This is a genomic window from Chitinophaga agrisoli (assembly GCF_008386695.1).
Taxonomy (GTDB): domain Bacteria; phylum Bacteroidota; class Bacteroidia; order Chitinophagales; family Chitinophagaceae; genus Chitinophaga; species Chitinophaga agrisoli.
Window position 1 is genome coordinate 1,110,593 of sequence record NZ_VUOC01000001.1, and the last position, 19,685, is coordinate 1,130,277.

17 protein-coding genes are annotated in these 19,685 nt (G+C 49.1%); 7 read left to right on the forward strand and 10 right to left on the reverse strand.

Annotated elements, in window-relative coordinates:
- Position 1 precedes the first annotated feature (1 nt).
- Positions 2-1,057, forward strand: coding sequence for a DNA topoisomerase IB (locus F0L74_RS04595; RefSeq protein WP_149836638.1), 1,056 nt, complete (start codon positions 2-4; stop codon positions 1,055-1,057).
- Positions 1,058-1,157: 100 nt separating this feature from the next.
- On the opposite strand, the gene F0L74_RS04600 is transcribed toward F0L74_RS04595, so the two are convergent.
- Positions 1,158-1,505 (reverse strand): hypothetical protein, encoded by a 348-nt coding sequence (locus tag F0L74_RS04600; RefSeq protein ID WP_149836639.1) that lies wholly within the window; start codon positions 1,503-1,505, stop codon positions 1,158-1,160.
- Positions 1,506-1,596: 91 nt separating this feature from the next.
- Here F0L74_RS04600 and F0L74_RS04605 point away from each other — a divergent pair, with 91 nt between their 5' ends.
- From F0L74_RS04605 to F0L74_RS04625, 5 genes are all read left to right on the forward strand, one after another.
- Positions 1,597-2,271: a DUF6766 family protein gene (locus F0L74_RS04605; protein WP_188315859.1), complete on the forward strand. Its 675-nt coding sequence runs from the start codon at positions 1,597-1,599 to the stop codon at positions 2,269-2,271.
- A gap of 36 nt (positions 2,272-2,307) precedes the next feature.
- On the forward strand, positions 2,308-3,102 hold the full coding sequence (gene ku / locus F0L74_RS04610) for a non-homologous end joining protein Ku (RefSeq protein ID WP_149836640.1): 795 nt from the start codon (positions 2,308-2,310) through the stop codon (positions 3,100-3,102).
- On the forward strand, positions 3,099-5,765 hold the full coding sequence (gene ligD, locus F0L74_RS04615) for a DNA ligase D (RefSeq protein WP_149836641.1): 2,667 nt from the start codon (positions 3,099-3,101) through the stop codon (positions 5,763-5,765). The genes ku and ligD overlap by 4 nt, the downstream gene beginning before the upstream one ends.
- 47 nt (positions 5,766-5,812) lie before the next feature.
- The gene (locus tag F0L74_RS04620; RefSeq protein WP_149836642.1) at positions 5,813-6,301 is read left to right on the forward strand and encodes a hypothetical protein; all 489 of its coding nucleotides are present in this window, start codon (positions 5,813-5,815) and stop codon (positions 6,299-6,301) included.
- Between the two features lie 92 nt (positions 6,302-6,393).
- Positions 6,394-7,734 (forward strand): sigma-54-dependent transcriptional regulator, encoded by a 1,341-nt coding sequence (locus F0L74_RS04625; protein WP_149836643.1) that lies wholly within the window; start codon positions 6,394-6,396, stop codon positions 7,732-7,734.
- Between the two features lie 8 nt (positions 7,735-7,742).
- Here F0L74_RS04625 and chrA read toward each other — a convergent pair whose 3' ends face one another.
- The 7 genes from chrA to asnS form a co-directional block, all read right to left on the reverse strand.
- Positions 7,743-8,936: a chromate efflux transporter gene (gene chrA / locus F0L74_RS04630; protein WP_149836644.1), complete on the reverse strand. Its 1,194-nt coding sequence runs from the start codon at positions 8,934-8,936 to the stop codon at positions 7,743-7,745.
- An 80-nt stretch (positions 8,937-9,016) separates the two neighbouring features.
- Positions 9,017-9,976, reverse strand: coding sequence for an isopenicillin N synthase family dioxygenase (locus tag F0L74_RS04635; protein ID WP_149836645.1), 960 nt, complete (start codon positions 9,974-9,976; stop codon positions 9,017-9,019).
- A gap of 50 nt (positions 9,977-10,026) precedes the next feature.
- The gene (locus tag F0L74_RS04640) at positions 10,027-11,535 is read right to left on the reverse strand and encodes a phosphatase PAP2 family protein (RefSeq protein ID WP_213086890.1); all 1,509 of its coding nucleotides are present in this window, start codon (positions 11,533-11,535) and stop codon (positions 10,027-10,029) included.
- A 28-nt stretch (positions 11,536-11,563) separates the two neighbouring features.
- The gene (locus tag F0L74_RS04645) at positions 11,564-12,493 is read right to left on the reverse strand and encodes a hypothetical protein (RefSeq protein WP_149836647.1); all 930 of its coding nucleotides are present in this window, start codon (positions 12,491-12,493) and stop codon (positions 11,564-11,566) included.
- A gap of 137 nt (positions 12,494-12,630) precedes the next feature.
- The gene (locus tag F0L74_RS04650; RefSeq protein WP_149836648.1) at positions 12,631-14,052 is read right to left on the reverse strand and encodes an FAD-binding oxidoreductase; all 1,422 of its coding nucleotides are present in this window, start codon (positions 14,050-14,052) and stop codon (positions 12,631-12,633) included.
- A 204-nt stretch (positions 14,053-14,256) separates the two neighbouring features.
- Complete coding sequence (locus tag F0L74_RS04655; RefSeq protein ID WP_149836649.1) at positions 14,257-14,784, reverse strand: ExbD/TolR family protein; 528 nt, start codon at positions 14,782-14,784, stop codon at positions 14,257-14,259.
- 222 nt (positions 14,785-15,006) lie between these two features.
- A complete protein-coding gene (gene asnS / locus F0L74_RS04660; protein ID WP_149836650.1) occupies positions 15,007-16,443 on the reverse strand; it encodes an asparagine--tRNA ligase in 1,437 nt (478 codons plus the stop codon).
- 480 nt (positions 16,444-16,923) lie between these two features.
- Here asnS and rho point away from each other — a divergent pair, with 480 nt between their 5' ends.
- Positions 16,924-18,639 (forward strand): transcription termination factor Rho, encoded by a 1,716-nt coding sequence (rho, locus tag F0L74_RS04665; RefSeq protein WP_149837232.1) that lies wholly within the window; start codon positions 16,924-16,926, stop codon positions 18,637-18,639.
- Between the two features lie 60 nt (positions 18,640-18,699).
- On the opposite strand, the gene F0L74_RS04670 is transcribed toward rho, so the two are convergent.
- Together F0L74_RS04670 and F0L74_RS04675 are read right to left on the reverse strand one after the other, a co-directional pair.
- Positions 18,700-18,879, reverse strand: a complete 180-nt coding sequence (locus F0L74_RS04670; protein WP_149836651.1) for a hypothetical protein — start codon at positions 18,877-18,879, stop codon at positions 18,700-18,702.
- 58 nt (positions 18,880-18,937) lie between these two features.
- Positions 18,938-19,681, reverse strand: coding sequence for a LytR/AlgR family response regulator transcription factor (locus F0L74_RS04675; protein WP_149836652.1), 744 nt, complete (start codon positions 19,679-19,681; stop codon positions 18,938-18,940).
- Positions 19,682-19,685: the final 4 nt, after the last annotated feature.

The following is a 19,685-nucleotide window of genomic DNA, read 5'->3' on the forward strand; positions in this document are numbered from 1 at the left end:
CATGGAAAATACTATCGTTATAGACGTAATGGAAGCCGCCAAAGCGGCCCGCCTGCGCTATGTGCGGGCAACTATGCCGGGCTTTACCCGGCTGAAAAACGGCGCCGGCGTATATTATACAGACGCGGATGGCAAAAAGATCACGGACGAGGCCATCCTGGAGCGCATCCGGAAACTGGTACTGCCCCCCGCCTGGGAGCAGGTATGGATCTGCCCGTACGCTAATGGCCATTTACAGGCCGTTGGTACAGACGCCATGGGCCGCCGTCAGTACCGGTACCATGCCACCTGGATGCAGGTGCGTAATGAAACCAAATATGATCGCCTGCTACATTTTGGGGAGAAACTGCCTCAGATCCGCAAACGCATCCGGGCAGGGCTTCGGAAAAGAGCCATGAATAAGGAAAAAGTGATCTCCCTCGCCCTTAGCGTTATGCAGGAAACCACCATCCGGGTGGGCAATGCTTCTTACGAAAAATTATATGGTTCTTACGGGTTGACCACCTTACGCAACCAGCATGTGAAGATCAACGGTAATACCTTGTTCTTCCATTTTAGGGGTAAAAAAGGAGTGGAACAGAAGATCACCCTAAAACACGCTACCCTCGCAAAATTGCTGCGCCAGGTAAAGGATATTCCCGGACAAGAGCTTTTCCAATACTACGATGAGCAGGGTGAGCATAAAGGCCTGGATTCCGGCGAGGTGAATGAGTACCTGAAGGAATGTAGCGGCGAAGATTTTACCTGTAAAGATTTCCGGACCTGGTCAGGCACCGTACATGCGCTGAACCTGCTGGCGGATATGGACCCATTTGACACGGCCACGGCCTGTAAACGAAATATTGTGACAGTGATGGATGGGGTTGCGTGTAAACTGGGCAATACAAGGGCAGTATGTAAGAAGTATTATGTGCATCCAAGGATAATTGAGGCCTACGAGCAGGGCACGCTGGAACCCTATTTACAACAGATCCGGGAGAAGCGCCAGCAACCCGCAAAAGGAGAACTGCGTAATGACGAACGGGTGCTGATGGCTTTTCTGAAAAAGAAACGGTAAAAAATGTGAAAATGTGCTAATATGCTAAGGTGCCAATGGATGCAAATTGAGTAATTATTGCATTTTCATTAGCACATTGGCATATTAGCACATCAGCACATTAAAAAAGTTCCTGCTCTTCCCTGTCTTCTACCGGGATCTTCTTGATAAAATCATCAAACCCGCTTTCTTCATGTGAGCTGTACATGCCGTAAGCGTCCAGCACGTATCCTTTTTCTCCTTCCTTGTCCTCCATTAGATATAAAATGTTGGAATCGGCAGGGTCGGATTCTCCTTCAAAACGGAAGGTACGTACGATCTTCAGATCGTCCGGATTGTATACTTTTTGGCTTTCTGCAGATTGCATCCTACCGTGATCGCTCATTTTAAATTCATGGTCATAACCTTTATGTCTCATCTTTTCCATTACCTGGGAAAGCGTTGTCATTTCGCCTGGTTTGTCTTGCATAACAAAAGGGTTTTAGTTACCGTATAAATTCCAAAAGTTATGCCACCGGCATTCTCTTTGTAAAGTTTAACAGAGCTTCAAAATTGTTTATATGGAAAACGCTGCAAATCGCCGGCACTCAATGTTTTACCGGAATGGGCTTACCATTGTATTCCTGTCATTACTAATCTTGGCCTTGGGTGGGCAGGCGTATACCGGCTGGCAGGAACATAATGAGGAATTAACGGAAAAAGGTGGGGCGGCTATCACCTTTTTGTCTTATCTGACAAGCAACCATTTCCTGGAAGCCACTTTTGAGAACTGGGAAAGTGAGTTTCTCCAGATGGCGGCTTATGTGTGGTTAACGGTTTGGTTAAGACAAAAAGGTTCCGCAGAGTCCAAGGACCTGGATAAGCCGGAGGAGGTGGACCGGGAGCCCAGGCCCCATCCGGATGCGCCGTGGCCGGTTAAAAAAGGCGGCGTTTGGCTAAGCCTCTACAAACACTCCCTGAGCCTGGCCTTTTTCCTGCTATTTATGGTATCATTTGTGTTACATTTTAAGGGCAGCAGGGGCGACTATAATGTAGAACAGCTGGCTATGGGCAAGCCCATCGCATCCATAGCACAATATCTGGTCAATAAACGGTTCTGGTTCGAGTCATTCCAGAACTGGCAAAGCGAATTTCTTTCCGTAGCCGCCATCGTTTTTTTATCTATTTATCTGCGGCAAAAAGGCTCTCCGGAATCCAAACCGGTAGATGCGCCACATAGCGAAACTGGAAAATAGACATAACTAATCAATCACCTTTTAATCATTTAAACTATGAGAGCAATTTGGTCAGGATCCATCGGTTTCGGGCTGGTAAATATCCCGGTTAAATTGTACAGCGCTATACAAGAAAGCCGGCTGGACCTGGATATGCTGGATAAGAAAGACCATGCCCGCATCCGCTATCAGCGGGTGAATGAAAACACCGGCAAAGAGGTGGCCTGGGAACAGATCGTAAAGGGATATTTATACAACGATGAATATGTGATAGTAGAAGATGAGGATTTTGAGGAAGCCAGCCCAAAGAAAAGCAAGATCATAGAAATAGAGGCCTTTGTACAGGAAGAGGAAATAGATGATATCTATTTTGAGACCCCGTACTTTATTGAGCCGGAAAAAGGCGGCGCCAAAGCCTATGAGTTGCTGCTGAAAACCCTGCAGAAAACAGGGAAGGCAGGCTTGAGCCGCTTTGTGCTACGTACCAAGGAGCACCTGGCCGTGGTACGCCCGCGGGAAAATTACCTGTTATTACAGCAGTTACGTTTTGAGCAGGAGCTGCGTGCGCCGGATGATCTATCGCTGCCGGACAGCCGTACAAAAGTGAGCAAAAAAGAGCTGGATATGGCGGAGGAGCTGGTAAAACAATATACCACCGCTTTCGATATCAGCCAGTATAAGGATGAATATACCGCAGAGCTCATAAAGATCATCAAGGCTAAAGCCAGTGGTAAACGCCGCACCGTGAAGAAAATGAAGATCGTACATACCAAAAGCGATGACCTGTTTGATCAGCTGAAGGCCAGCCTGGGTGGCGGCGGTCGTACTACTAATAAAAAACGCGCCTCATGAGTTTAACCACTTATCATAAGAAACGGAACTTTAAGGAAACAGCAGAGCCAAAAGGAGGAAAGTCCACTAAAGGGAAACATATATTCGTGATCCAGCGCCACCACGCTTCCCGTATCCATTACGATTTCAGGCTGGAGGTAGCCGGCGTGCTAAAAAGCTGGGCCGTGCCCAAAGGACCTTCCCTGAACCCCGCAGATAAAAGACTGGCCATGCAGGTAGAAGATCACCCGTATGACTATAAGGATTTTGAAGGGGAGATACCCAAAGGCAATTACGGCGCGGGTACTGTGTACATATGGGATAAAGGCAGCTTTGACCTGCTGCGTGCGGATGGGAAGGACTTTGATAAAACAGCGCTGAAAGAGATAAAGGAAGGCGACCTGAAAATACGTATGTACGGCAAAAAGCTGAAAGGAGAGTTCGCATTGGTGAAGATGAAGAACCGGGAAGATAATTCCTGGCTGCTCTTAAAACATAAGGATGGATATGCAGTAAAAGAGGAGTACAACAGCGAAGACCTTACGCCTAAACGCGTAATTGAAAAAGGTCTTAAATTCAAGGAAGCAGAAAAAGGAAGCTCCCCCAGCACTACGCGTAAAAGCGCCACCACGGCAAAGCGTGCTACTTCAAAACGCGCCGCTGAGCCCGAGGCGGCTGCTAAAAAAAAAGTCCCGTCCAGCGCAAAGCTAAAAGCAGCTCCCGCAAGAAGATATAAACCCACCATGGCCACCCTGGTAGACGCGCCGTTTAGCCGCGAAGGATGGCTGTTTGAGCCCAAATGGGATGGCTACCGTGCTATCGCCGATGTGCGGAAAGGCAAGGTGGACCTGTATTCCCGTAATCACATCTCCTTTAACAAAGATTATCCGACAATCGTAAACGCCGTAGAGAAAATTTCGCACAGTGTGGTACTGGACGGAGAGGTGATCGTGCTCAATAACAAAGGCATATCAGACTTTCAGGCATTACAGAATTATAAGACCACCGGCAAAGGCAAATGTGTTTATATGGTATTTGACCTGCTGTACCTGAATGGCCGGGAATTGCTGGATATGCCTTTAACAGAACGGAAAGAGCTGCTGCAGGAAGTAGTAAAACAACTGGATGATCCGGTGGTGATCTACTCTGCGCACGTAATGAAGGACGGTGAGAAATTATACAAAAAAGCCGCCTCCAAAATCTGGGAAGGCATTATTGCCAAGAAAGCAGATAGCGTATACGAAGAGAACCGGCGTACTATGAACTGGCTAAAGATGAAAGTACTGGCCCAGCAGGAAACCATCATCTGCGGGTATACGGAGCCACGCGGCAGCCGCAAAAAACTGGGCGCATTAATATTGGGCGTAATGGACGATAAAGAGCAGCTCAGATACGTGGGGCATTGCGGTGGCGGGCTGACTGGGGATATGATAGATATGCTGTATGCAAAACTCCAGCCCCTGCGCCGGGACACGCCGGTGTTCAAAGAAAAGATAAAGACAAATACACCGGTTACCTGGGTAAAGCCAGCGCTGGTATGCGAAGTAAAATTCTCTTCCTGGACAGAGGGTGGTATCATGCGGCAGCCCATTTTATTGGGCCTGCGGGAAGACAAGCCTGTACAGGAAGTACATCAGGAAACCGCTAAATCATTACATATGGCTAAAACCGCTAAGACTGCCACAGCTAAGACCACTAAGACTGGCAAGACTACCAAGGCCACCAAAGCTACAAGTGCCACGGCGGCGCCTATGGAAAAAGAGCGTACCATGAAACTGAATGGCAAGGAAGTAACGCTCACCAATCAGCAAAAGATCTTTTGGCCAAAGGAAAATATCACCAAAGGCCAGCTGATAGATTATTACCTGTCCGTAGCCCAATACCTGCTACCCTATCTGAAAGACCGGCCCCTGAGTCTGCACCGTTTTCCCAATGGGATAACAGGCAGCAGTTTCTACCATAAAGACCTGGATACTGATACCACGCCGGCATGGATCAGGACAATTCCTCTGCATGCCGCCTCTACGGGTAAGGATGTGGATTATATGATCTGCAATAACGAAGCTACACTGGCTTATATGATCAACCTGGGATGTATTGAGGCGAACCCCTGGTTGTCCCGCACCGCCAATCTGGATAACCCGGATTACCTTGTAATGGACCTCGACCCGGAAGATATTGCGTTTAAATATGTGGTGGAAACCGCCCTTTGCATTAAGGACGTATTGGAGCAGCTGAATATAAACGGTTTTTGTAAGACCTCCGGCGCTTCCGGCCTGCATATCTATATTCCCACCGGTGGTAAATACACGTTTGATACCTGCCGCCTGTTTGGCGAATATATTGCGCGGCAAACAAATCAGCAATTACCCCGCACTACCAGTATTATACGGGCCAAAGCGCAGCGTAAGAAAAAAGTATATATAGATTTTCTGCAGAACAGCCGCGGGCAAACAGTGGCCGCGCCTTATGCGGTGCGCCCCAAGCCAGGGGCCACGGTATCTACCCCCTTATTATGGGAAGAGGTGAATGAAAAGCTGAATATAGCCGACTATAATATTTTTAATACCCTGGAGCGTATCCAGGAAAAAGGGGATCTGTGGCAACCTGTACAAAAGGAGAAAAATGATCTCAAAAAAGTGATCCGGCAAATAGAGGAGCTGGCAAAGGCAGATGTGGAATAGTAATTGTAAAATATAAAGTAGTGTAGAACAATTTAAATAATTGAGTTATGGCTACAATACATCATCATCACCCTGTAAAAGTCGGTTTCTGGTATAGTATTGTTATTTCAATTATTTCACTAGTGCTGACGGTCATTTTTTATGTGTCTAATGTATATGCCGCGTTATGGACGGGTTATTTCGTGAACCTGGTGCTGTTCCTGGGCGTATTATTCGCCATCTGGCATTATAACCGCCAGCACCATGATCATGTTACCCAGCGCGAATTATTCTCCGTAGGTTTACGTATCACCCTTGTTGTAACGGTAGTACTAACGGTCTTCTCCCTCATCTTCCACTTTATCATACAAGCCAATCCCCCCAGCGGTTCCCTGATGAACGAAGGAGGCAGCCCCCAGGGCGTAGATATGCCCCGCAATTTCTGGGTATTCCTGATCAGTAATGTATTTTTCTCCAATGGCATTGTAGGCCTGCTGGCCGCCTTGATGGGTTCCATGTATTTTAAGCGTAATCAGAAAACCGCTGGCGAAGACTAATCAATTACAAATTATCAATTACGAATTACAACGGAACGACTGACTACCCCATTCGTAATTCGTAATTGATAATTCGTAATTACCTTTGCGCTATGCCTAAAGGTCATATTCTGATTATTGATGATGAGGACCAGCTGCGAAAGCTGCTGAGCCGTTTACTATCGCTGGAAGGTTATACCCTGCACGAAGCGCCTAATGTGCGCGCTGCCCTTAAGCTCCTGGAAAAAGAAGAGATCCAGGTAGTGCTGTCTGATGTTAAGCTGCCGGATGGTAACGGGGTGGAGCTCACACAGACCATTAAAAGCAAACATCCGGAAACAGAGATCATTGTTTTAACCGCTTACGGTAATATCGCAGATGGCGTACAGGCTATCAAAAACGGCGCTTTTGACTACATTACCAAAGGCGATGATAATAACCGTGTGCTGCCCCTGGTAAGTAAGGCCATGGATAAGGCCGTGCTGCAATACCGCGTACGCGACCTGGAAAAGAAGATAGGCGGCAAATACAGCTTTGATAATATTATTGGCGAATCTACGGCCGTAAAGGCGGCCATTGCGCTGGCGGAAAAAGTAGCGCCGGCAGATATTACGGTATTACTGCTGGGCGAGACCGGCGCCGGCAAAGAGGTATTTGCGCAGGCCATTCACCAGGGCAGCCGCCGTAAACAACAGCCTTTTGTAGCCGTGAACTGCAGCGCTTTTGGTAAAGAGATCCTGGAAAGTGAATTGTTTGGTTATGTAGCAGGCGCTTTTACCGGCGCAGCCAGAGACCGTAAAGGCTTTTTTGAAGAAGCCCGGGGCGGCACCATTTTCCTGGATGAGATAGGCGAAATGCCGGTGGAACTGCAGGCCAAGCTACTACGCGTACTGGAATCACAGGAGTTTTATCGTGTGGGCGAAGCAGTGCCCACTAAAACGGATGTACGTATCATTGCGGCCACCAACCGTAACCTGGAAACAGAGATAGGCGCCGGCCATTTCCGCGCAGATCTTTTCTACCGCTTGTCTGCCTTCCAGATCCAACTACCCTCCCTGAATGAACGTAAAAAGGATATTCCCCTGCTGGCAGCCTGGTTTATACAACAGCTGGGCCCTAAGCTTAATAAAAGGGTAAGCGGTATGACCCCGGGTTTTTCACAGGCTTTACAGCAGCATACCTGGAAGGGCAATATCCGCGAACTGCGCAACGTAATAGAGCGCGCCGTGATCCTCTCTGATACGGACCTGCTGGACGAAGGCGTACTGCCCCTGGATTTCCAGTGGAACCAGCAAGCCGCCGATGCCACCTCTCTGAGCCTGGCCAGTATGGAGAAGCTGCATATCATGAAAGTGCTGGCCTACACAAAAGGCAATAAGACCAAAGCCGCGGAACTAATGGAGATAGGGTTAACAACACTCTACAACAAGATCAAGGAATATAACATTAACTAAAACGGCTGTCACAGCCACCAGCCTAGTAATAAACAGGCCAGTACAATAAACGGAGAAGGTATTTCCGTAAGGGTTAGCAGGGCCAGGGTGCTGATCATCAGCAGCACATTGGGCCAGCTGGTTGGTATGGCAAAGAACAGCATAAACGTAGCTGCCCACATAATGCCCACCACCACCGCATTAATGCCCTCCAATGCCCGGTAGATCACCACATATTTTTTAAGATTGTGCCAGATAGGGAAGAAGAACAGCACCAGCAGCAAACTGGGTAAGAATATGGCAATAGGCGCCAGCATACAGCCCAGGAACTGATAGCCCATTCCCAGGTTCCTTGTAACCATACCGCCTACGTAGGCAGACATAGAAAAAGTAGGCCCCGGCATGGCCCGCATGATACCGGCGCCGGTCAGCAGCTCTTCTGCCGTCATGAACTGGGATTTGGCGCGGGTCACATACTGTTCCAGCATCATGGCTATCAACATATCGCCACCGCCAAATACCAGGCTGCCAAAACGGTAAAAGTTCTCAAAAAGGTTAAAGGGCCTGCGCGTGATCCAGTTATGCGTACGGGCCAACTCGGAGAAAACGCCCGCCAGTACAAACAGCAGGGCAAACAACCACAGGTTGGTCCATTGTATTTTCTTAGGCTTTTCTGTAGAGCCGGGGATACGTTTATTACTGAAGTTGGATACAATGCCGCCCAATATGATCATGGAAGGGAAAGTCCAGGGTGATTTCAGGAACAGTAATGCCACCATGGCCACCAGCATAATTCCAAAAGTAGCCGCATTACGGATACTGATACGGTAAGCCCGCAGGCCGCCATAAGCCAGGAAACCTACCGCCATAGGCTGTACGAACTTAAAGATGTCTACATTCAGCGCTTTTTTATCAAAATACTGGAGTAAAAAGCTCAGGGAGCCCATGAGCAGGCAAGCGGGCGTGATCCATATGAGCAGGGTGGCAATTGCCAGTGTTACGCCGCCCCGTTTATAACCTATCAGTGTAAGCGTTTGCGTAGAGGAGGCGCCCGGCAGCAACTGGCAGAAGGCATTATATTCCATCAGCTCCTCTTCCGTAACATCTTTACGTTGTTGCACGAAAGTTTTGAGCATCATGGCAAGATGGCCCTGAGGGCCTCCGTATGCCGTAATGCTGTGGAACAATACAGCCTTTAGAAAAGGAATATGACGTAGGAACACAGCCGAATTTAAAAACAAATTCCAATATACGGGTTTTCAAATTCCGGATGCGGAACATTTTCATCCGGATACCTGCATGATTATTTCTTTAAGCCAATTTCCCGTAAACGTTCATCCAGGTATTCGCCGGCCGTAATGGGCTCATACTCCAGCGGATGCTTGTCGTCTACGCAGCTCTCCAGGCAATCCAGCCGCATGCCGGATTTGGGATGCAGGAAAAATGGAATGGAATAACGGCTGGTATGCCACATTTCCCGTGGTGGGTTCACCACGCGGTGGGTAGTGGATTTTAAACGGTTGTTGGTAAGCCGTTGCAGCATATCGCCTACGTTTACGACGATCTGCTCCGGTAAAGAGGTAACCGGCACCCAGTTATCCTGTTTATCCAGGATCTGTAAACCGTCTGCAGAAGCGCCTACCAATAAGGTGATCAGGTTGATATCTTCATGCTGCTCTGCGCGGATGGCAGATTCAGGTTCTTGTGTAATAGGCGGATAATGGATGGCGCGCAGGATAGAATTGCCATTATGGACATTCTGATCAAAGAATTGTTCATCCAGCCCCAGGTACAATGCAATGGCCCTTAACAGGTGCTGGCCGGATTGCTCAAATGCGCGGTACGCTTTCTGGAAAGTGGGCGTAAATTCCGGCACTTCTTTCACCACTACATTGGGTGGGTATTCGTCTGCTACCGGGTCATCATCTTCCACGGTTTGTCCAAACTGGAAGAACTCTTTCAGGTCTGGCGCATCAAATCCTTTGGCATGCTCTTTCCCAAAAGAAGTATAACCGCGCTGGCCTGCCAGCTCTGGTATTTCGTACTGGTATTTGGTATCGGAGGGCAGTGCAAAGAAGCTTTGCACGTATTTATACAGGTCTGCGATCAATGCATCGGGTATACCATGGTTCTTTACCGCTACAAAACCTACTTCTTCATAGGCTTTACCCAATGCCTGCACAAATTCAGCTTTACTTTTGGCGTCGCCGGAGGTAAAGGCGGCCAGGTCTACAACAGGGATGGAATGAGTGATGGTTGCCATAATGGATTATTTAAGAGAACTAAAGGTACTTAAAAAGCCCTCTATTCGCGTCAATTGCTACCATCGGTTTGTCCCCATCTTACAGAAAAGCTGCCGATCGCATTACCGCATTTCAACCCTGCCTCACAGTCAAACCGGTAATGGATGCCGCCATAAATGCGCGACATACTGGCTTCCTGCGCCATATCAATAAAACGCTGCCCCTCATCCGGGAACAGGTAGCCCAGCACAGCAGCAGCTGCGCCGGAAAAAGTGGAGTGGCCGGATGTATAGGAAGGGAAATTAGGCAGCCCTATGGTTTTTATCCTTTCATCCATTTGTGTGGGACGTGGATAATAGTAGAAGGACTTGGCGTCCCAGCAGCAGATGCCGGCATCGCAGAGGGCCATGTTCAGCAGGGCCATGGCGCGGGCGGTTTTTATTTCGCTGAGTTGATGCCGGGCAATGCTTTCACCGGCTATCTCATTCCAGTGGCCCGGCGGCGTAAAGGAGCCCAGCCCATCTGACCAGAACGTGGCTATCCGCCATTGTTCATCTGTAGGGTGGCTGGTATAGCCGCGCAGCTCTTCCATATCCTTGTTAAACTGTTCAGAGCCTATGGCAGGTGGTGGCGGCGGCCGTAAAGAATCCCGTTGGGCGGTGTTGATGTTCCACAATTTTACATTGCCAAAAAAAGGCAACATAGGCGGGCGGGCCGGTATTTCCATGCTTTTCCAGGTGGTGCTTATGCCGCGCGCTTTGGCGCTTGCGGCCAGCTGTGCCCACTGGGCGGGCGAGCCCAGGGACTGGCCCATACCATCCGTACGGAAACGAGCCATTACTTTGTCCACCACGGCATTGGCAATAGCCTCTCCCGCAGCTATATCGCTGGGGCTGGCCATACCGGATAACAGTTTGGCCCTTTTGTGGCCATTGGCCATATTCAGGATCTCCGCGCTATCCACAGGGAAAAGCGTTTTTAGCATGCGGTAGCCTACTTGGGCCATCACCGCGTCTGCGGATGGGTAGCCGGGCATATCTATCTGGTAGGTCTCCAGCGCCTGCACCAGGTTACTGGCTACTGCGGGTTGGGGCCGGTTATTTTTGAATTTATGGTACCAGCAGGCAATCAGCGCATCATACATAGCCACGCTGAAATAGGCATAGGCCCGGCCTGCATATACCGGGTTGGCAAAAGGGAATGCCGGCGGGCCGGCGGGGTTGGCGGCGCTGGGCGCCGGGTAGGTACCATCTGCGGTGGGTTCCGGCGCCAGGTTATACCGGGCTACCAGGGCGCGGATCTTCTCATTCCAACGTAATACGCCGTTGCCTTTCCATTGGTCAATAAGCGCACGGTCTACATTGCTGATGCTTTGTTGCATTTGTACGATCTGGCCTATTTCCAGCAGGTAGTCTGCACTGCCGGTGGTGCTGGCCGGGGCCACGGAAATATCTGTGGCGCTGCCCAATATGATGGGCCGCCAGGTACCGCCGCTGGCATCTATGGCAGTGGATTCAAAGGAGGGAAGGGCTCTCTCCTGCACTTCTTTATCACAACAAACCACGCAAAATATCATCATAACCAGGCATATGGACAAGGGGAGCGCCTTACTTTTCATCTGTATCTTTTTTAGCGAGTGTAAAAACATATTGGAGGCCGCCCATCCAGGCAAATGCCTTGCCTACATTACGGCCGCTGAGGGTTTGTTCTGCATTGCCAATAACGGCCAGATCGCGGAAGCCCGGCAGCCGCCATAAAGCATAAACGCCCGCCGTGGTCATATTCATACGGTTAAATGGATAGGGCATATCATACCGGCGGATATCAGACCCGGATGTGCTCTGGCTCCAGGTAAAATGTGCATCCGCCCGGAAATGTGGATGGTCATAACCGGCATGTACCGCGCCGTCCCATACATCCGGCACCGGCATTTCATGGCTGTAATGCCAGCCGTCGTTATAATAGCTGCTGCGATCCACGGTGATCTTGCTTTTTGCCGTGTACCCGGTTTGTATGGTGGTAAACAGGCGGTTACGCCATTGTAAGTGGTTGATGAGGCGCAGGTGGGCGGTTTTGGCGCCCAGGCCAATAGAATAAGGCAGAAAGTCCGGCACATAAGAACTGGCCGGTACAGAAAATCCGGCATTGGCAAAGGCGGAATAGCGCATGCCCTTCCGCTGCAGCTGCAGAAAACGGTACTTAACGTCCATGGAAAAATCCTGCCAGCCCTTTTTATGGGCCATGGTACCGGCATTAGAGGTATTGCTGATATAGGGCAGGGCGGCAAATACATTCAGCCGCTGGCTAATGCCCCAGCCCAGCATAGGGGATATCTGGGTAGAGGTGAAGCGCCCGATATTGGGGTTATCGCGCAGTCGCTTGCCTTCCCAATAATCCGTCCACCGGCTTTGGCCGGCAGCTGCTACCACGCAGATCTCTCCTTTCTGCATGGGAAAACCGTCCGCCGGCATCTGCGCACGCGCGCCCATTGCCAGTAGCAGTAACAGTGTGGTGTGACCCGATAAATGTATACGCATAAGGATGTTATAAAGGCCGCCTCTAGCCGGTATCATAACGTGTTCCCTTAATGTTCCATTGTTTGGTGTGTTGGTTGATAGACTCTCTTTCGGACTAAAGGCTCATACTTATACTAAATATACACTTATCATGACAATTAAACAACAGTGGGTTTGATATTCTGATTTACGCAGAACAGGTTACCCGGGTCGTATTTATTCTTTACGGCTACCAAACGGTCGTAGTTATTCCCGTAAGTGGCTTTAATACGTTCTTCTCCCTCTTCCATCATAAAATTAATATAGGAGCCGCCGGCGGAATAAGGGTGTAATGCTTCCCAATAGTCTTTAGCCCAGGTGGTGATGGCGTCGCGGTTGGCGGGATCAGGGTCCACGCCTACGATCACCTGCGCCCAGTTGGCCTTGCGGTAGGCCCAGGCGGTCTCTGAATCGCCCACCCGGCGGGTAGCGCCGTTAATGGGGTACAGGTGCATGGTGGAGTGCATGCTGGGCAGCTGTTCGCCGTATTTCACATGGGCTTCTATGGCTGCATCGCTGATCTCATTTACATAGTCGCCTTTCCAGTACCACTGCAGGCCGGGAGGGTACAATCCGTCAAACATGCTGTTCAGCGCGGGCACGGGTAAATATCCCAGCAGGTCCAGTGCGGGCGGAATACGATTATAGATGGGGTCCAGCAGGGCTTCCGCTTTTTCCGCGGGTCCGGCATAAGCCCATACCACGCCGCACATTTTTTTGTTATGCAGGTGTTCCGGGAACGGCGGTGCCGGAGGTACGGTCATAAAGGCAAAAAAGCCGTTCAGCGCTTCTGGTGCTATCACAATAAACTCACGGTACCATTTCAGTACATCAACGGCCTGGTCCATTTCCCATAACATAGGGCCGCCATATACCTGGCTAAGCGTATGCAGGCGGAACACAAAAGAGGTGATCACCCCAAAATTACCGCCACCGCCACGGATGGCCCAGAACAGGTCTTCGTTTTCAGTGGGGCTGGCTTTTACAAAACTGCCATCAGCCAGTACTACGCTGGCAGAGAGCACATTATCTATGGCCAGGCCATATTTGCGGGTCAGGTGCCCCAGGCCGCCACCTAAGGTGATGCCGCCTACGCCGGTGGTGGAAATTATGCCGCTGGGGGTAGCCAGTCCAAATGGATGCACGGCTTTGTCAAGATCGCCCAGCGTGCAGCCGGCTTCTACCCAGGCAGTTTGCGCCGCGGGGTCCACGGTGATGCCTTTCATGGGCGAAAGGTCTATTACCAGCCCATCATCGCACATACCCAGGCCGGCGCCATTATGGCCGCCACTGCGTACTGCGGTAAGCAGCTGGTTTTCCCGGCAAAAATTGACGGCATTCACCACATCTGCCACATCTGTACAGCGGGCAATAAAACGGGGATGACGGTCAATCATACCGTTATATACTTTACGCACGGTATCATAATCGGCATGGTCTGGCTCAATTAATTCGCCGCGCAGGGATGCCTTAAAGGAAGCGATCTTTTCTCCGGCCACTGTATCAGTAACCGTGTGGGGAGCTGGGGAGTACGTTGACATAAGTATGAATGTTTGGTGTGGTGGATGCTATGTTGTACAGCCTTAGCTAACAAACTGATTGCCGTTCGGGGGATTCTTATGACGGCGATAAATGTAGGAGGTTAACAGTGCCTGGGGTGCGCAGAGTTACTGAATTACTATTGCGGGGGGAGGAATGGCGGGGATTGCCTGAAAACTGGTAAAATGGATAAAAAAGGGTACCTGCTAATGCAGGTAGCCCTTTTCTTCCGGAGTTATGTCCATCATGGCATAACGGACTACATTATTGATCAAGAGTTCGTCCATAAGGTCCACTACATTTTTGTAGTTGGCATTATCATCCGCTTTGATCAGCACCATCAGGTCATTTTTGCCAAAATGCTCAATTACCTGGCGGCGTTTGGCGCGTATCACATCACCAATACCTTCCCGGGTGGCAAAGCTGGCATATTTTATCTGTGGCGGGTGCTGCGGATCATTGCCTATGCCTTCATACCACGCTATCTGGTTCTTTTGCCCCAGCATAATGGTCAGCGCTTTACTGTCGGCCAGCTTCGAGGAGTCGCCATCATCGCGCGGCATTACCATGTCCATGGTCTTGGGTTTTGCCAAAGTGGTGGTCAGCATAAAAAAAGTGATCAGTAAAAAGCCCAGGTCTACCATGGGCGTCATGTCTACGCGGGTGGAATGTACTTTTCGGCGCACAGTCCCCCGGCCTTTGCCGGGGGAGGAAGCAGTGTTGATTTCAGCCATAAAAGAGCGATTTATATATTAGAAATGGATGATTGCTTTTGATTATAGAGATGCAGCAAAAAATCCGATTCCATAAAAAGCATAAAAATTTATGATGGGTATTTTTTTAACAGATAATAAGGGGTGGGGGAGAGGGGCATAAAAAAACTGCCCGCATGAATAACACACGGGCAGTAATGGTTTATGGTTGCCGGCCGCTTGCCATGACCGGTGGTAGGTACACTAGAATTCTGCGCTCTTGGGCGTACGGGGGAAAGGTATTACATCGCGGATGTTGCCCATACCGGTCACAAACAGCACCAGCCTTTCAAAGCCAAGGCCAAAACCTGCGTGCGGGCAGGCGCCAAAGCGGCGGGTATCCAGGTACCAGGACAGCTCTTCTACCGGCAGGTGCATCTGTTCCATACGGGTTACCAGCTTATCGTAGTTCTCCTCACGCTGGGAGCCGCCTACTATCTCGCCAATACCGGGGAACAGGATGTCCATGGCGCGTACGGTTTTGCCATCCTCATTCTGTTTCATATAGAACGCTTTAATGGCCGCGGGATAATCTGTGAGGATCACCGGCTTCTTAAAGTGTTTTTCTACCAGGTAACGTTCGTGCTCGCTTTGCAGGTCTGCACCCCAATCTTCTATCAGGTACTGGAACTTTTTGCTCTTATTGGGTTTGCTGTTTTTGAGTATATCAATGGCCTCTGTATAGGTAAGGCGCATAAATTCATTGTTCACAACAAACTCCAGCTTCTCCAGCAGGCTCATTTCACTGCGCTCCTGCTGTGGTTTCTGCTTTTCTTCTTCTACCAGGCGCTGCGCCAGAAATTCCAGGTCTTCGCGGTTATGCTGTAATACGTAGTTGATCACGTATTTAATAAAGGCCTCTGCCAGGTTCATGTTATCTTCCAGGTCATAGAAAGCCATTTCCGGCTCTATCATCCAGAACTCCGCCAGGTGACGGGCGGTGTTGGAATTCTCTGCCCGGAAAGTAGGGCCAAAAGTATAGATATCGCCAAATGCCATGGCGCCCAGTTCACCTTCCAGCTGACCGGATACGGTAAGGTTGGTGGCACGGCCAAAGAAATCTTCCTTAAAATCTATCTCACCATCTACATCACGCGGCAGGTTGTTAAGCGGCAGCGTGGTAACCCGGAACATTTCACCGGCGCCTTCTGCATCAGAGGCGGTGATTACCGGCGTATGCAGGTATACAAACCCGCGTTCGTTAAAGAACTGGTGCACGGCAAAAGCCAGGGAATGCCGTACCCGGAACACCGCGCCAAAGGTATTGGTGCGGAAACGCAGGTGGGCTATCTCGCGCAGGTATTCCAGGCTGGGTTTGTTCTTTAGCTGCAGGGGATATTTTTCCGGGTCAGAATCGCCCAGTATTTCCACTTCCCGGGCCTTTACTTCCACACGTTGTCCTTTACCCTGGGAAGCGATCACTTCGCCCCTTACGCTAATGGCCGCGCCGGCAGTGAACCGCTTCTGTAATGCCGGATCTGTAGCCGGGTCTATTACGATCTGCAGATTATTATTAGTAGAGCCATCGTTTAACGCTATAAATTGATTGTTACGGAAAGACCGTATCCAACCTTTTACCGTTACGTCGTATTGGACCTTTTCATCGGCCAATATTTGTTTGACTTTCGTTCTTTGGCTCATAATTTGATTTTTTGGATTGCAAAAATAAGGGTTAATGGTCAGAGTCCATAGTACCCGGGTTTCTTTATCACTAGAAAAGGGCCGGTACAATTAGCACAAAAAAATGTTAAATCTGTATACCCCGCCCGGAAACCCGCCAGCACACTATGAAAAAAGAGAGTAAGCGGAACTGGCCACAGGATTGGTTTTAGACAGGCCAGATGTAGTGGACCCTGCCATGGGCAATGATCTTTGAGGGTGACAGCTGTCCAACTTTTTTTGGATAATAATAAAACTTGTATTAATCTTGCATTTATAATCTGCCTGATTAAGTTTAAAGTATCCACCTTCATCAGCAGTTTCTCAACTCAACATCCCTATCAGATTTAATAACCAAATTAAATTTATTGGACTCAAAAAAACAATTATTTGTAATTGGTGTATGTTGGTATGTAGTGGTACCCGCCTCAACACACTCCTAAAATTTGACAACTCACGATGATGTACGACATCTTACAATTGAACGACATGCTCGTTCCTGAGCTGCTTGATATTGCAGAAAAACTCGATGTAACTAACGCAAAGAAACTCAGCAAACAGGATTTAATCTACAAGATCCTCGACAAGCAGGCAGTAATGGCCTCAGAAGGTAACCCGGCCAATGGCGAAGAAAAGAAAACACGTAAACGGAAACCAACAAAGAAAGAAGAAGAAGAAACTCCAGTAGCTGAAGAACCTGCTCCCTCAGAAGAAAAGCCCGCCAAACGCGGAAGAAAACCCGGCACTAAAACAAAAGCAGATCATGATCATGACCATGAACCGGAAGAGGAGCAACCTAAAGCAGAAACAACTAAATCCAAAACAAAGGATTTTGATATAGACCTGGATAGCATTCCTTCCCTCACTTTTGATGACGACGATGATATTGTGCTGCCCGCATTTACAGAAGATGAGCACGAAGAAGAGGAAGAAGAAGAAGCAACTGTAGCCGAAGAAGAAGATGATGAAGATGATTTTGTGCTGCCCGACGAACCAGTGGTTACTACCACCAGGGCGCCACAGCGTTTCCCCGCAAAAAAAGAACCTGTTTTCAACATTGAGTTTGACGGTATTATTGTTAGCGAAGGCGTATTGGAAATGATGCCCGATGGTTATGGTTTCCTCCGCTCTTCTGATTACAACTACCTCAGTTCCCCGGACGATATTTATGTTTCCCCTTCACAGATAAAACTGTTTGGCTTAAAGACCGGCGATACCGTAAAAGGTTCCGTACGGCCGCCTAAAGAGGGTGAAAAATACTTTGCCCTGTTGAAGGTGGAAACCATCAACGGCAAACAACCGGAAGAAGTACGCGACCGCGTGCCTTTCGATTATCTGACGCCTTTATTCCCCTTTGAGAAATTAAGGCTCACCACTACTTCCAATAACTACTCTACCCGTATCATGGATATGTTTACCCCCATTGGTAAAGGCCAGCGCGGACTAATAGTAGCGCAGCCTAAAGTGGGTAAGACCATGTTGCTGAAAGAAGTAGCCAACGCTATTGCCACCAACCACCCGGAAGTATACCTGATGGTAGTGCTGATAGACGAACGCCCTGAGGAAGTAACCGATATGGAGCGTAGCGTAAAGGCAGAGGTGATCGCTTCTACCTTTGACGAACCGGCAGAAAAACACGTAAAAGTATCTGCCATTGCCCTGCAAAAAGCAAAACGCCTGGTAGAGTGCGGCCACGATGTAGTGATCCTGCTGGATTCCATTACCCGTTTGGCCCGTGCGCATAACACCGTGGCGCCTGCATCTGGTAAAGTGCTGAGTGGTGGTGTGGAAGCGAACGCCATGCAGAAACCAAAACAATTCTTTGGCGCCGCCCGTAAAATAGAGAACGGTGGTTCCCTTACCATACTCGCTACCGCATTGATCGATACCGGTTCTAAAATGGATGAGGTGATCTTTGAAGAGTTCAAAGGTACCGGTAACATGGAATTGCAGCTGGATCGTAAACTGGCCAACAGGCGTATCTTCCCGGCCATTGACGTTACTGCATCCTCTACCCGCCGTGATGAATTACTGCTGGAAAAAGATATGCTCAAACGTATCTACATCCTCCGCAATCACCTGGCCGATATGAATACGGAAGAATCCATGAACTTTATGCTGCAGCACATGCGTGGCACAAAGAACAACGAAGAATTCCTGATCTCCATGAATGGATAAAAAAAGGATTGTCGTCAACATAAAAGAAAAGGCCGTATCAATGCGATACGGCCTTTTCTTTTAGTATCCTTTTTTCTGTTGCCCCGGTGCAAATGGTTTGGCAGATTTGGTACCGTATATTTTCTTGGCTTGTCCCGGTGGTAAATTAGTGGAAGGGCCCTCCCGGTGTACTACGCAGCTGCTTAATAATATGCCTGCGGCCAGCACACCACATAAAGCCTTTAAAGTTCGCTTTTTCATTGATGATGGTTTAGCCTGAATAGTGCTAAAATGTTGCCAAAAAACGTTAATTATCAGGTTATTTATGAAAAGTAAGCAAGTCCTTTTTCCTTCGTTCTGTTATCTCCAGTTTGGCGCCACTATTAAGCAGAATATGATGACTGTCCTGCATAACGCGATGAATATGCGATAATTGCACCAATTGGGTGTTATTCACCTGGTAGAACCGCAGGGGGATGAACAGGTCCGCATAATGGCGGAAGCCGCGCTCTGCCTGCAATGCGCTGCCATCCGCCATATAAAAAGTGCATTTATCCGTATTGGCTTCCAGGTATTCTATATTGGCGGTATTAATGGTGGTATCCTCCCCGTTAACAAGCGGCAGCACCATTTCCCAGCTGGTTTGTTTGCCATGGTTGAAGTTATCCAGCAGTACCCGGTAGCGGTGTTTGCTGGCTTGCGACAGTATGCGGCCGGCCACGGTTTGCACCGCCTGCAGCAGGCTTTCCTTATCAATAGGTTTTAAGATGATCTCTACCTCGCTGAAACGGATGGTGTGCAGGAATTTCTTTTCAAAAGCCGTGACAAATACGGCTTCAAATGCGTCCTCCTGCGTACCCTGTAGTACGTCAAACCCGGTACCGTCCGGCATTTCCAGGTCCAGGAATACCAGTTCTGGCTGGTGCTGTTTTATCTTTTGGATACCGTCTGCGCAGTCAGAAGCCGTATCTGCTATCTGCACCTGGGGGCAGTATTTGCCCAGCATAAGCGCAATGATATCCCGGCTGTTTCGTTCATCGTCGATAATAATAGCTTTTATCATAAGT

Bases quoted from the DNA above. Each gene is read 5' to 3' on its own strand.
- F0L74_RS04595 (WP_149836638.1), top strand. From the start codon at position 2: ATGGAAAATACTATCGTTATAGACGTAATGGAAGCCGCCAAAGCGGCC.
- F0L74_RS04600 (WP_149836639.1), bottom strand. From the start codon at position 1,505: ATGCAAGACAAACCAGGCGAAATGACAACGCTTTCCCAGGTAATGGAA.
- F0L74_RS04605 (WP_188315859.1), top strand. From the start codon at position 1,597: ATGGAAAACGCTGCAAATCGCCGGCACTCAATGTTTTACCGGAATGGG.
- ku (WP_149836640.1), top strand. From the start codon at position 2,308: ATGAGAGCAATTTGGTCAGGATCCATCGGTTTCGGGCTGGTAAATATC.
- ligD (WP_149836641.1), top strand. From the start codon at position 3,099: ATGAGTTTAACCACTTATCATAAGAAACGGAACTTTAAGGAAACAGCA.
- F0L74_RS04620 (WP_149836642.1), top strand. From the start codon at position 5,813: ATGGCTACAATACATCATCATCACCCTGTAAAAGTCGGTTTCTGGTAT.
- F0L74_RS04625 (WP_149836643.1), top strand. From the start codon at position 6,394: ATGCCTAAAGGTCATATTCTGATTATTGATGATGAGGACCAGCTGCGA.
- F0L74_RS04635 (WP_149836645.1), bottom strand. From the start codon at position 9,976: ATGGCAACCATCACTCATTCCATCCCTGTTGTAGACCTGGCCGCCTTT.
- F0L74_RS04640 (WP_213086890.1), bottom strand. From the start codon at position 11,535: ATGATGATATTTTGCGTGGTTTGTTGTGATAAAGAAGTGCAGGAGAGA.
- F0L74_RS04645 (WP_149836647.1), bottom strand. From the start codon at position 12,493: ATGCGTATACATTTATCGGGTCACACCACACTGTTACTGCTACTGGCA.
- F0L74_RS04650 (WP_149836648.1), bottom strand. From the start codon at position 14,052: ATGTCAACGTACTCCCCAGCTCCCCACACGGTTACTGATACAGTGGCC.
- F0L74_RS04655 (WP_149836649.1), bottom strand. From the start codon at position 14,784: ATGGCTGAAATCAACACTGCTTCCTCCCCCGGCAAAGGCCGGGGGACT.
- asnS (WP_149836650.1), bottom strand. From the start codon at position 16,443: ATGAGCCAAAGAACGAAAGTCAAACAAATATTGGCCGATGAAAAGGTC.
- rho (WP_149837232.1), top strand. From the start codon at position 16,924: ATGTACGACATCTTACAATTGAACGACATGCTCGTTCCTGAGCTGCTT.
- F0L74_RS04670 (WP_149836651.1), bottom strand. From the start codon at position 18,879: ATGAAAAAGCGAACTTTAAAGGCTTTATGTGGTGTGCTGGCCGCAGGC.
- F0L74_RS04675 (WP_149836652.1), bottom strand. From the start codon at position 19,681: ATGATAAAAGCTATTATTATCGACGATGAACGAAACAGCCGGGATATC.